The sequence below is a fragment of the Brucella sp. NBRC 12953 genome, assembly GCF_040369775.1.
GTDB classification, from domain to species: Bacteria; Pseudomonadota; Alphaproteobacteria; order Rhizobiales; family Rhizobiaceae; genus Brucella; species Brucella pseudogrignonensis.
On the sequence record NZ_BAABSV010000014.1, the window covers coordinates 27,201 to 39,409 of the forward strand.

The following is a 12,209-nucleotide window of genomic DNA, read 5'->3' on the forward strand; positions in this document are numbered from 1 at the left end:
CGTCTGCGTCCAGGCTTGATGTTGCTTCAACGGATTTCATCGGGCTGTTCGTCGTTTGCAGACGAAGGCTAGATCCAGCGCGCAGACCTGACCGCCGAGCGCGCGTCTGCCGCCCCGTTATCCGAGTTCACACCCTCCGAGTTACACCCTCCTAGTTACACCCGTTGTCCAAGTTCACAAAAGGGCAGGTCTGGCCACAGCTGTTCGGTGGGGTTCCAGATTAGACACGCATGTCCGGACTTCTCCCAGGTCTTGGTCAGCGGGTGGTGGAGCATCTGATCCACAGAGCTATCAGTGATGAAAAGCGCTGTCGATGGCCGTGTGTCGGTCAGCAAGATCGAGGCGACGCGTCCGGTATGGCAATCCGGGTTGAGGCTTTTCAGGAAGCTCCGTCCATGTTGCACCAGTGCGTCCAGCAATCTTGCTTCCGCGTCACTCTGGCAGGGAAGCCAATGTTGGGAGACGAGCATCAGCGCACTGTGTTGGAGACATAGGGCTTGCTGCAGGGTGATGCTGGCGGTGGCAATCATCATAAGGTGGGTGTGTGGATGGGTTTGATGGAGGGCAAACAGGGATGCGTATTGTTTTCGGAGTCGTTTGAGCGATTTGTCATCAATGAAGATCGACAGTTGGGGTGCGTGCTTGCACCCTATGCGACAGCCGTAGCGGGTCGCATTGATGGTCGAGATTTCTGCGATCAAGATCACGCGTTCACGCCGTCCACGGCGTCCGGCCAGAAATTTTTGCAGAAACGCCCTCTGACGGCTGAGGATGGCCGGTTTATGCTCGAGGCTAAAGGTTTCGGGAATGTAAAGCCTGTCGAGCAGCGGCTGGGTTTTGACGCGCGTGCGCGCCGCCACCTCTCGCAGTCGATTGCGGACTGTCCACCAGTGCCGCTTCCCGGCAAAGGCCGGGTGCCAGCGATGGAGCTCGGCGGATTGCCACATGAAGTGCAGCAGCGCGATCAAGGAGAGTCCCTTTGCCGTTGGATCGGGTCGGGCGGCTTTGTCGGGCTTATCGGACTTGGCGCGCAATGGGGAAGGATTGGGCTTTCCCGACAAAGCAAAGGCGAGTTTCACATTGCTCGCCCTATCTGCGCCGTGCTGAAAGCCCGCCGCCGGATCGGAATAAAAATCGAGATGGCGGAGAGATTGATGGTGGAGACAGCCAAGGTCATGCAGGAACCCGGTGCCTGGCATTCGCTTGATGACATATCTGCCGTCAAATTCCGAAATATACATTGGCGGATTTGGCTTCTTGCACAGGCAGTATGCCCGCTGGTTTGTAGCATGGGCGCAACGGATCGCCTGCAGGCAAGCGGCGTCGACCCTTTCAGCGCTGCCGCACCAGGCGCGGTTCAACGCAGTCATGCTGTCGTGCAGCCGATATTGCGCTTCTGGGTTTCGCTTCATCGCGGTATTTTTCTGTTGTGTTCGATTTCCCCGCAATGGCTTTCGTGATAAAGCGAGCCAAGATGATCACGGGCGATTTTTGGCGAGAGTTGACCTGCATTGATCTTGCGTTTTATCGATTGGTTCAGCGCACGTGCCACCAATCTGTGGTCGCAATGTGCCTCTTTGAAGATATCGCTGACGAGCCGGGTCCAGTGCTCAAATGGGGTCGAGACAAAGCGATCGCGGACCATATCGGTAAAAACCAGGAATTCCCGCACCACGCAGCGCCCGCGAAAATCAGGGCCTGGCACCAGGTGCTGTACCACCACCAGCCGCAGCGCGGTCACCAGATCGGAGGCGCGAATTTTCTGCTCGGCTGGCGGAAACTCGAGCACCATGCGCCGGAGCGTTTCGGCAACCGACCCGGCATGGGTGGTGGTGTTGACGATATGGCCCTGCAGTGCCGCGGCGAGGCAACCTGACATCGATTCATAGTCGCGCGCTTCCCCGACATTGATGATTTGCGGCGCGCGGCGCAAGGAGGCCCAGATGGCCTTGCCGAAACTGGGCAGATTGCGGCCTTCACCGACCTCTGATTGCGCGATGAAAGAAGCCTTATCTGCATTGTCTTCAAGCACGTCACGGAAGGTGAATTCGATCGGCGCCTGATAATCAATGATCTTGCGCGGCATGGTGTTGTTTTCGAGATGCGCGCGCGTCATGGCAGCCATGGTGGTTGACTTGCCATGGCCGGTCCCGCCGGCGACCACGATAATGCCGCTTCTGGGTGTGAGATAGGCGCGGATTTCACTCTCGAAAGCGATCTCATCGAGTGACGGTGTGCGGTTTGGCAGGCAGCGCACCGAGAGTTCGACGCCGTCGCCCCCATTAACGGTAATTCCGGTGGCGTTGATACGAAAGCGTTGCCGTGTGAAACGGTCGACCGCGATTTCATACGCAAAATCAAGCACTCTTCCCTGTCGGATAATGCCTGTGGCATCTGCCGACCGCCAAAGGGTCGCCAGCATGATATCCACTTCCGAATGATAGAGGGCGCGATATGTGCCAAAATACTGACGGCCATTGATTTGAAGGTGGACGCGGTTGTCTGACATGACCGAGAAGTCGGATGCGCCTCGGAAGGCCGCCGCGACCATGAGATGGTTGATCAGGTCGCGGTCATTGTCGAAGCGCTGGTTCTCCGTTACAAGCAGCGGGACGACGAGGCTCTGGGGATCGACCGGCTGTCGGCAGATTTTCTCCATATCGATCATGGTTTTGACCGTTGCCCTGTCCGGGTCCTCAGGCTCGGCTTGGCGTGGAACCGGGGCGCAAAGCTTGCATCGGATTGAATGCGGATGCGGCGCTGGCCGATGAACAATTCGTTGTTGGTGCCGGTGGCGGTGATTTGGCTGCTTGAGACCAACAGCGATCGGATGATGCCGGCCCGGACCAGCCTGCGATATTCAATCATCCCGAGATAGTCGCGGGCAAGCAGATTGAGATTGACCGCCAGGGCCTCGTCGGCTTGCTGGTTTCCGGCTTTCCAGCCCACCGCCAAAAAGCGCTCCCAGATCCGGCGTTCGGCTTTTCCTTTGGGTAGAAACTGCGCATCGGGTTCGGACGGTTTATCGAGCGGCATCACAAGATAATCACGCCAGGTGGGAACAATGGCAACGATGCGGCCCGGTTTCTGGATGCGATAATAGTCATCCGCCGCCACACTCTCATGACCCTTTTGACTGATTGTGAGCGCCTGGACCGTGCGCGAAACCACGGGTGGCACTATGTAGCCTGCCTGTTTGGGTGCTGTGTAGACGATCGCGTTGAAGTTGAACTGCTCTGAGAGTTGCTGGGTCTTTTTTTCGAGACAGTTCATGATTTCAAAGACCCGGCGCTGATAGCCGGCCTGGGCGGCATAGGAAATGGCTGCCTCGCGCAAAACAGCAGCGCGTGCCGTCGCGACCACAGAATTGGTCTGTCTGTGCTGTGTCTGCTTCAAAAAGCCCGCGTAATCGGCGGGCGCCGCCTGCTGGGACGTCAGATCCTCTTTGCCGCCGATCAACGGCAGCAAGGGCGGGATGTCTTGATCGCGACGCGCGCAGGCGGTCAAGCAGCAGGTGATCAGCACGACAGAAAAAAGGCTGTGCATTCAGAGCCTCGTTTCATCCAGATGCGCGATGGTGCGGGGGCTGCGACGATTGTAATGCAGGGTCATGCGTTTTTGTGCTGGATTGATTTCAAGCGTGACAAGGCCCTGTGCTTGCAACAGGCCTTCTTCGAGGATTGTATAGGCAGTGCCGGTGTCACGATTGACGGAGACCAATATGGGGGCTGGTGGACGGGCTCCTGTGAAACCCCATTGATAGCCTGTTTTTGTGGCAACACCTGCGAGGAGAGCCTCGATGGTCCCCTGAAAACAGGCATGCATCGGGTCGTTGAGCGGAGCACTCGCCGCGCTCAAGGCCGCGCTCAAGGATGGGTGCTGAATGACGCCGAAGGGTCGCAGATTGAAAGCGGACGGATCGAGATAGACAAAGGCTTTTTGTCGCTTCACCTCACCGTCGACCGTGTCGATCAGCAACGAGACGGCGTGGCTTTGAACCGGATCCGGCCTGAAACAGGCCGTCGGCAACAGCAAAACAATCATCAAAATGAATCGCATCATGATCCCCCGACTGGCTTGGGTGGATGGTTTGCCTCAATGGTGTGGTACCCGAATGTCTTTGCCCGAATGTCTTTGCCCGAATGTCTTTGCCCGAATGTCTTTGAATGAAACCGCTCGGTTCTGCCTTGAGCGGATTGCTGACGGGCTTGGTCTGCCGGTCATTGCTCGCCGCGCGGCAGCGGCGACAACAGCCTCTGAGCGAGGGGCGGCAGGGCGGCCGCCGAGGAAGCAGAAGCGTCCTGTCGTTACGCGACCGCTGCCAGCACCACCATAAGGGCCAATCCGCTCGTGAAGGATATTGTTGCCGCATCGAGCACAAGTGCCGCGATCATTTCCTTATGATGATTGGACATGATTTTCTGCCTTTCTTGTTCGCGGGCTTCTTTCGGGGGCTTTGTTGGTGCGGCCTTCTGCAAAGGGTACTGGTTGTCCGGTTTGCCTAAAGCGCTTGCTGGTTTGGTGATGCGCCCCTTGTTGAAGGCCATTCATTCAAGGCCGTTTGCCTGAAGCGATCAAACCTCAGGCCTGGAGGACTGAATGGTGGGTTGTTGCATCCGTCAGATAGCGCTTCTTTGAAACTTCGGTCTACGTGCAGTTTCAGGCGATTGGGTCGTGCCAGACGGTTGGCGGAGTGCCGCGGGGATGCCGGCGGCCGTGTCTGGGCGGTGATAGTTTGGTCGGCAGATGATGCACAAACCGGCTGTCGACAACGGCTTCGCTGTCGTCGAGAATTGCCGGCCAACCGATATCCCGCAGGATCGCTGGTGGTAGCGACTGCAAGGTTCTCATTCTGGAGCGGCGTTGTCTGGCCTTTTGCCATCGCGCGATCAGTTGATTGCATCTGTTCTGCATCACATGCAGCAGGTGGCCGAGATAATTGGTGGTCGCACCGTAGTTTTCGATAAATAATCTGGGTGGCATCGATCTATCCTCTGTCCGTGAAGCCGCTATCATCGCGAGGTTAATGGTCGACAACAATACCAATTGAGCGGTGCCTAATACTTGTGGTGCGGATGTAACCGGCAATTAGTTGCGGTTGCGCGTGATAAAGCGCGAGGATCGCGCCCGGCCCTAAAAGATTTTGCGCAAAGGACGGGTACGCAGATGCCGCAACCCCGGAAAACGGGGGTGCTTGGACAGCTGCGCGGCCAGCGCCCGGAGGGGCGAATGTAAGGGCGAATGGGAGTGGGATTGGGTGGTCCCGGTGTAATCCCAAACCACCGGGACCGATGCAGTTCAAATGGCTTAACAGAACTGCATTGGCTTCTCATGGCAGGCTACTTGCGGGTTGCACTGCCATCAGGGCATGACCGGGAGGGTTTATCGGCTCCGGTCGATGCTCCCGGACATCGCGTCGCAGGCAAATGGTCCAGGAAAGCCACGTCAGCAATTAGCGCGGGGTGCACTGCTAATGCAACACCAGCTTGTTGCGGGCAAGGAAGGATTGTAGGGCTGCGCGCCTTATCGATCAGGACGCGCCGAGCTGCGCCGGTGTCCCCTGTATCGTCTCTGGCGCAGGCTGTTGCGAAAGTGGCAATTGGCGCCGCTCTTGCCGGCGGCGTGGCGCCAAGGCCTGAATTGCGCCCTGGATAAGCAAGAGCTTTGCTAATAAAGAAACTCTAAAATCAAGAAAAAATATATTAGATAAATATATAAAACTACTATGAAATAATATTCATGTAAAAATATGGTGTATTGTGATGAATTACTTAATGTAGTAATTACATAAACTAAGATAATTTGAATGAATATATTAGAAATGATGGATTTATCATTATTGTTCAGCCAGATTTCTTTATCGCAGCGGTGGTCAGGCACGGTGGCGATGCTACAGGCCTTTGAGGGTCGTTTGCGGATCGGGTCCGGCCGGCTGTGCTGTGGCAAATGACCTGCTCGCGCAGGATTCTGGGCGCATAAAGCGCCTTGCAGCGCGCGCTGATTGTCCCGCTATCCGCGCCGTTTAAGACAGTTGATTTCAAAAGGAAGCCATCAGAAATGACACCGACACGCAGAGACTTTCTCAAGTTTACAGCGTCCGGCATCGCGGTCACGCTTCTGCCTGTTCAAGCCGCCAGAGCGGCGTTGTTTGAAGACAGGCTGGTCGAATTGCCCGTTGTGCCACAAGGTGACATGCGGCTGAAAAGACGAATTGACGGCGTTGCCAAAGTGACCGGAAGCAAGGTATTCGCCCGTGATATCCGTGCGCGCGACATGCAAGGCTGGCCTTCCGAGCAGGCGCACGCCTTTATGGTGCTATCACCGCGGGCGGATGCCCCTTATCTTGGTCTCGATCTCTCTGTGCTGGGATCGGCGTTGTTGCCTGATGTCGTGGTCGATGCCGAAAAACTGCAGGCGGCGGGATTGGATTTCTACGATCCTTTTGTTTACGGCAAGGACATGCTGTTGCCGCGCAACAAGGTTCCGCTGTTTCTTGGATATCCGCTTGCAATCCTGGTCTATCGCGATTTTGCCCGCTTCAGCACGGCCAAGCGGCTTTATAAATCCCGACGGCATGATGTCATCCGCTTTGGAGAAACGACTGAGCCTGTCGAGCAGGGGCCGCAGGCCAATTTCCGCTTCGTCCGGTTGGAAGGAGATCAGGGGAGCAGAGGTCCACGGGATCAGTTCAATCCCGTCGATGACGGCTATGTCTTTGCCCGCTATGAAGGCAACGAGGTCATCTGGCCGCGAGCGGACAGTTCCGGTGCGGTGATGGAGCGCGGCATGGCATTTGCCGAAGCTATCCGCGCGCAACTGCAGACGCCGCCGGAGACCCTGCATGTCATCGAACGCAGCTACCATTCTCCTTATATTGATGGTGCAGCGCTTGAGGGCGATAATTGCAATTGCTGGTATGATGCAAAAAATGCCGCTCTTGAACTTGTCATGGCGAGCCAGAGTCCACATGAAGTGATGACCGGGACGGCTGCGATGCTCGAAAAGAGCAGTTTCAAGGTGGCATCCCTGAAAGGCCATTCCGCCTATACGGTGGGTTACGGCACCAAGGATCACAGCCCGTTTCCCTTTTATGGAATTGTTGCCGGGCTCTTTGCAGAAGGACTGGCCGTCCGTCTTGCATTTGATCGTGAAGAGCAGTTTCAAACAGCGCTCAAACGGCATAGTTTTGATATGACCTATCGCATTGGCATTGATCGCCGATCGCTCAAGATGCAGGCCCTGAGCGTTGATCTTGCGCTGGATGGCGGCGGCAGGCAGAATTTCACCACGCCGGTTGTGCAGGTGGCCGCTGGTGCGGCACAGGGGATCTATTATTTCCCCAAAAGCGATATTGTTGGCATTGCCCGTTCATCGCGCGCGCCGACCGCCGGTTCCATGCGGGGTTTTGGCGCCGTGGAAGCGCAATTTGGGACTGAAATGCTCATTGACGAATTGGCGGGTGAGCTCGGCGTCGATGCGATGCAATTGCGCCTTGCAAACGCGTTGCAAAGCTTCGAGCGCAATTCCGCAGGTGCGGTGCCGCTCAGTCAGAGTCGGTTGACGGAGATTATTGAAACAGACCGGCAAAACCCGATATGGCTCAATCGTGCCAGCAGGAAGATCGCCTTTGAGGCGGAACATCCGGCCCTCAAATATGGTGTTGGCTATGCCATTGGCAAGAAGGCATTTGGCAGCACCAATGAGGGGGTTGCCGCAAGCATTGAGCTGGGTCGCGATGGGCGGGTGCATCTGCAGCATATTGCGGTTGAGATCGGCACTGGCGCGGTCAGCACGCAAGCGCTGCTTTGTGCGCGCTGGCTGGGAAAATCCGCCGATACGGTCGAAAGCGCGGCTTTTGACTGGTCTCCGCTGCAGATGTATGAGACGCTCAGCCCCTTTGTAATGGACAAGGCCTATCAGGACAAGATGGTGGAGGATCCGCGCTGGACGCCGGCCTTTGCCTCCCCCTCCAGTGCCTCCAACAGTTCCTATTACTTCTCCCATGCCACCAATGAAGCTGGACGTCTGATCTTTGAGCAGGGCATTGTTCCGGCGGCGGCGAAACTGTGGAATATCCCGCAGGAGCTGGCCGCCCAGGCAATATGGGTGGATGGTGATTTCGTGCATTCCGATGGACGATCGCTCACCCTTGCAGCCATTGCCACAACGATTCATGAGATTGGCGCTGTGGCGGGTGCGATGGTGCACGGATTTGACCGCTGGGGCTGGGGGGAGGCGGATTTCACGATTCTGGGCCAGAAGTCACGCCGACCGCTGGATGGCCTGGCCATACGCGCTGGCTCTGAGGGCTGGCAATGGGTCGAGCGCGCCAACATGCATTACATGGATCCGCGTGTCGACCGCGCAAGCTGGTCGCGCTTTTCGGCCATATCGGCGCTTATTGAGGTCAGTGTCAATCGCGGGACGGGTGCGGTGACGCTGCTTTCGCATCATTCCACCATGGATTGCGGCCGGGTGATTGTGCCTGAATTTGTGTCGGGACAATTGCAGGGCGGTATCGCCATGTCGATCGGTCATGCGCTCTATGAAACCATGCCGCTTTATGAAGGGGGTCCGGGAAGCGGTGACTGGAACTTCAACCGCTATAGACTGCCACGCGGCGTCAATGTCGCGGTCTGGAATCAAACCACCACCATCCTGCCCGCACTTCCCGATGAGAATTATCCCAAGGGAATGGCGGAAGTGGTGCAGATCCCGACTATTCCGGCGATTGGCAATGCGGTTGCGCATGCCATTGGCATCTATCTGCGCGACCTGCCGCTCAGCGAAGAGAAGATCAAAGAGGCTTTGTCATGACCATTGCGACGCGTGAAATCAGCCTGCGCATCAACAATGAGACCATTGGTCCGATCACCGTGCCGGTGGAACTGGCCATGGTCGACTTCCTGCACGAATATGTGGGTTTGACCGGTAGTCGTTATGGATGCGGGCAAGGCCTTTGCCGGGCCTGTACGGTGATTGTCGATGATGCCGATGGCAGCAGCCGTGAAATGCGGACCTGCATTACCGGCGCCCTGTATTTTGATGGTCGGTCGATCCGGACGGTTGAGGGGCATGCGGTCAAGGATGAAGGCGGCAATCTTCGCCTTTCGCAGGTCCAGGAGGCGTTCCTGGATCATTTCTCATTCCAGTGTTCCTATTGCGCGCCCGGCTTTGTCAATGCCGCAACGGTGCTTGTCGAGCGTTTGCAGCGTGAACCAGTGCTGCGCGACGATCTCAAGACGGTGATTGAAGAAGCGCTCAACACACATCTTTGCCGCTGTACCGGCTATGTCCGTTACTATCAGGCTGTCCATGATCTGGTGATCAACATACCGGGGCTCGTGAAATGAGGCGGCTGTTTGTCGGGGCTGTGGGTCTTGCGCTTGTATGCGGCCTGATCGCCGCATCAGTGCCGTTCTGGCCGGTCAGGCAGCCCTATGACCAGAAGGCTGCAGAGCAGCGCTTTGCCAATCAGGCCAGCAAGCTGGTGGAGCGTGGCAGATATCTTGCGGTCATGGCCGATTGTGCCGCCTGCCATCAATCACCGGACGGTGCGCCCTTTGCGGGTGGCTTGGGGTTGGCGACACCCTTCGGCACAATATATGGCAGCAATATCACACCGGATAAGCAGGCGGGGATCGGCAATTACAGTTCCAGTGACTTCTATCATGCGCTCACCGATGGCATTCGCCCGGATGGCGCTTTTCTTTATCCGGCGATGCCCTTCATCTCCTATCATGACATGAGTCAGGCCGATTCCGATGCGATCTTCGCTTATTTGAACACCCAGCAACCGGTGGCACGGAAGACACCGCGCAACACGCTGCCCTTTCCTTTCAATCAGCGCTGGACGCTGGCCTACTGGCGGCTGGTCAATCCGCCGATCAGGCTCAAGGGCGATCCGACCGCCCTGGCGGGCGCCTATATCGCCGATGTGTTGGGTCATTGTCAGGAATGCCATACGCCGCGCAATTTCATGGGCGGTCTCGTGCAGTCAAGAGCCTATCAGGGTGCAAGTCTGGGCAGCATCACCGCGCCGAGCCTGACGCCGGAGGCGTTGGCGGACCGCGGCTGGACATCACGGGACATCCAGTCATTTCTAAAGACTGGCATGGCTCCGCAAGGCACGATGACCTTGGAAATGTATCCGGTGCTGATGCATTCCTCACAATATATGCAGGATGCGGACATTGCAGCATTGGAAGCCTATCTGACCAAGGGCCGGCTGCCCCAGACCAGTACCCGGACAGGGGGCGAGCTGCAGCGGCAGGCTGGCACGCAGTCTGCAGGCCGCGACGTCTATGTGTCTGTCTGCGCCGGTTGTCATGGTCTCAACGGCGAGGGTAAGCCGCATATTGCTCCCGCGATGAATATCAATACCAGTGCCATGCTTGCGGATCCGAGCAATCTCATCCAGGTCATCCTCAATGGGGTGGCGGAGCAGAAATTGGCGAATAATGAGGTGATGCAGGCGATGCCGGGATTCCGCACAGCACTCAGCGCGCAGCAGGTCGCCGATCTGGTGAATTACATGCGCAACCAGTGGGGCGACCAGCCCGCCGACATTCAAAGCGCTGATATTGAGCGCGCGGAGCAATAGGTGCAACCGGTATCGGGTTCCGACATGAACAATCAGTTCGTTGACGCGCAGATCCAACCCTTCTGTGCGCTGGTCGAAGATGACGCCACGGCAATATTGCAGTTTGTCGATGACAGGCTCAGGGCGGGTCGAGGCTGCGCGCTGGTCACCCTGGTGGATATTGCTGGCAGTGCGGCGCGATCGCTGGGGACCCAGATGGCGGTTGGTGAGGACGGCGCTTATTGCGGTTTCGTTTCGGGGGGCTGTGTCGAGGCGATTGTGGCGGGGGAAGCGATGCTTGCGATCGCCGCCAATCAGGATCGCCAGTTGCGACTTGGCAAGGGATCGGACTATTTCGATGTTGTCCTGCCCTGCGCAAGCAGCATCCTGCTTGCTATCCATGTGGTCAGGCATAATGAGGCGCTCCGAGACGTTCTTGCAGCGCATCAAAGGCGGCGTGCTGCGGGCCTTGCCTATGATCCTGTCAGATCCCAGTTGACGGCTATCGCCATCCCCGATCATGCACAGCATGGCTCTGGTTGGGATAAGGAGGTCTTTGTCACTGTCTATCCTCCGGCGCTGCGCCTTCTGCTCTGTGGCACGGGACTGGAAGCCGCAATGCTCGGCCGGGTTGCCGGCGCATTGGGCATTGAGGTGGTCAGCGGGCTTGATCTGGAACCAGTGGATCGCTTCAGCGCCATCGTTATGCTGTATCATGATCTTGACCGCGAAAGCCGCTTGCTTGGCGAAGCGCTTTGCAGTGCGGCTTTCTATGTCGGCTGTCTGGGCAGTCGCAAAACCCATCAGCTACGCTGCAACAGATTGCGTGAAGCCGGTTTTGCCGAGGAAAAGATTGCGGCGATCCGCGCGCCGATCGGCCTGTTCGGACCCACGCGCGATGCGCGCTCTCTCGCAGTGTCGATCCTGGCCGAAATCATCTCGTTGAGAAACGCTTCGGTGTCACGATGAAGGCGACGGAGAAAGATCAGGCCAGCGCGATCGCCATCATGGTCCTGGGAGCAGGTCGCAGTCAGCGCTTCAAAGGCGGCGACAAACTCGACCAATGTCTGATGGGAAAGCCGGTGGCCCATCATGTCCTTTCGACATTGCGGGCATTCAACTGGGGTCGAAAAGTTGTCGTGTGCCGTTCAAAGCCTTTATGGGTGCAGCCCTATCTCGATGCGGGCTTTGTCAGAGCGGAGATTGGCGATGCCGATGCGGGCATGACGGGTTCGATCCATCGTGGACTGTCAGAAATTACCACACAGCGATGGGTGATGGTCTGTCTGGCAGATATGCCGCTGATCAGCTTGGACCATATTGAAGGACTATTGGCTGCATTCAACACCGATCGCACTGTTCCGGTGGCCACACGAACCGCGTCCGGCTTGTGTCCACCGGCCATAGTCCCCAGCGCCATGCTTGGCAGCTTGCCAAGCGCCGGTGACAAGGGCGCACGGGCCTTGCTGGGTCATGCGCATGGCGTTGTCGCCTCGGATATGGTGACCAGCGACGTTGATACGATCGCCGATCTGCAAGTGGTCGCGCAGCATTTGCGGTTGAGCGGGCATGGATAAGGCCCGGACACCACTGACGACCCCATGCCAGGCGACGGACAAGGCACCCC

General features: G+C 57.4%; 11 protein-coding genes. 5 read left to right on the plus strand and 6 right to left on the minus strand.

What is annotated here, in order from left to right; translation table 11 throughout:
* Positions 1–155 precede the first annotated feature (155 nt).
* The 6 genes from ABWV94_RS22410 to ABWV94_RS22435 all read right to left on the minus strand — a co-directional run bounded on the left by ABWV94_RS22410 (position 156) and on the right by ABWV94_RS22435 (position 4,983).
* A complete protein-coding gene (locus tag ABWV94_RS22410; protein ID WP_353415408.1) occupies positions 156–1,412 on the minus strand; it encodes a DUF1173 family protein in 1,257 nt (418 codons plus the stop codon).
* Entirely contained in the window at positions 1,409–2,668 is a 1,260-nt protein-coding gene (locus tag ABWV94_RS22415) for a type IV pilus twitching motility protein PilT (protein WP_113496578.1), read from the minus strand. Before ABWV94_RS22415 ends, ABWV94_RS22410 begins: the two co-directional genes overlap by 4 nt.
* Entirely contained in the window at positions 2,665–3,546 is an 882-nt protein-coding gene (locus tag ABWV94_RS22420) for a type IV secretory system conjugative DNA transfer family protein (RefSeq protein ID WP_113496577.1), read from the minus strand. The genes ABWV94_RS22415 and ABWV94_RS22420 overlap by 4 nt, the downstream gene beginning before the upstream one ends.
* A complete protein-coding gene (locus ABWV94_RS22425; protein WP_353415409.1) occupies positions 3,547–4,062 on the minus strand; it encodes a DotD/TraH family lipoprotein in 516 nt (171 codons plus the stop codon). It lies immediately after the preceding gene.
* Between the two features lie 245 nt (positions 4,063–4,307).
* Positions 4,308–4,547 carry a hypothetical protein gene (locus ABWV94_RS22430; protein ID WP_353415410.1) on the minus strand — a complete coding sequence of 80 codons (240 nt, stop codon included), beginning with the start codon at positions 4,545–4,547 and terminating at the stop codon, positions 4,308–4,310.
* Positions 4,548–4,659: 112 nt separating this feature from the next.
* The gene (locus ABWV94_RS22435) at positions 4,660–4,983 is read right to left on the minus strand and encodes a DUF1127 domain-containing protein (protein WP_353415411.1); all 324 of its coding nucleotides are present in this window, start codon (positions 4,981–4,983) and stop codon (positions 4,660–4,662) included.
* Positions 4,984–6,057: 1,074 nt separating this feature from the next.
* Here ABWV94_RS22435 and ABWV94_RS22440 point away from each other — a divergent pair.
* Genes ABWV94_RS22440 through ABWV94_RS22460 form a run of 5 tightly spaced genes read left to right on the plus strand, consistent with a single transcriptional unit; the run spans position 6,058 to position 12,159 of the window.
* Positions 6,058–8,817: a xanthine dehydrogenase family protein molybdopterin-binding subunit gene (locus ABWV94_RS22440; RefSeq protein ID WP_353415412.1), complete on the plus strand. Its 2,760-nt coding sequence runs from the start codon at positions 6,058–6,060 to the stop codon at positions 8,815–8,817.
* Positions 8,814–9,353, plus strand: a complete 540-nt coding sequence (locus ABWV94_RS22445; RefSeq protein WP_353415413.1) for a (2Fe-2S)-binding protein — start codon at positions 8,814–8,816, stop codon at positions 9,351–9,353. Before ABWV94_RS22440 ends, ABWV94_RS22445 begins: the two co-directional genes overlap by 4 nt.
* Entirely contained in the window at positions 9,350–10,603 is a 1,254-nt protein-coding gene (locus ABWV94_RS22450; RefSeq protein WP_353415414.1) for a c-type cytochrome, read from the plus strand. Before ABWV94_RS22445 ends, ABWV94_RS22450 begins: the two co-directional genes overlap by 4 nt.
* Positions 10,604–11,551, plus strand: a complete 948-nt coding sequence (locus ABWV94_RS22455; RefSeq protein WP_353415415.1) for an XdhC family protein — start codon at positions 10,604–10,606, stop codon at positions 11,549–11,551.
* Positions 11,548–12,159, plus strand: a complete 612-nt coding sequence (locus ABWV94_RS22460) for a nucleotidyltransferase family protein (protein ID WP_353415416.1) — start codon at positions 11,548–11,550, stop codon at positions 12,157–12,159. The genes ABWV94_RS22455 and ABWV94_RS22460 overlap by 4 nt, the downstream gene beginning before the upstream one ends.
* Positions 12,160–12,209 lie beyond the last annotated feature (50 nt).

Coding starts and splice junctions, on each gene's coding strand:
- ABWV94_RS22410 (WP_353415408.1), bottom strand. CDS start 1,412: ATGAAGCGAAACCCAGAAGCGCAATATCGGCTGCACGACAGCATGACT.
- ABWV94_RS22415 (WP_113496578.1), bottom strand. CDS start 2,668: ATGATCGATATGGAGAAAATCTGCCGACAGCCGGTCGATCCCCAGAGC.
- ABWV94_RS22420 (WP_113496577.1), bottom strand. CDS start 3,546: ATGCACAGCCTTTTTTCTGTCGTGCTGATCACCTGCTGCTTGACCGCC.
- ABWV94_RS22425 (WP_353415409.1), bottom strand. CDS start 4,062: ATGATGCGATTCATTTTGATGATTGTTTTGCTGTTGCCGACGGCCTGT.
- ABWV94_RS22430 (WP_353415410.1), bottom strand. CDS start 4,547: ATGGCCTTCAACAAGGGGCGCATCACCAAACCAGCAAGCGCTTTAGGC.
- ABWV94_RS22435 (WP_353415411.1), bottom strand. CDS start 4,983: ATGCCACCCAGATTATTTATCGAAAACTACGGTGCGACCACCAATTAT.
- ABWV94_RS22440 (WP_353415412.1), top strand. CDS start 6,058: ATGACACCGACACGCAGAGACTTTCTCAAGTTTACAGCGTCCGGCATC.
- ABWV94_RS22445 (WP_353415413.1), top strand. CDS start 8,814: ATGACCATTGCGACGCGTGAAATCAGCCTGCGCATCAACAATGAGACC.
- ABWV94_RS22450 (WP_353415414.1), top strand. CDS start 9,350: ATGAGGCGGCTGTTTGTCGGGGCTGTGGGTCTTGCGCTTGTATGCGGC.
- ABWV94_RS22460 (WP_353415416.1), top strand. CDS start 11,548: ATGAAGGCGACGGAGAAAGATCAGGCCAGCGCGATCGCCATCATGGTC.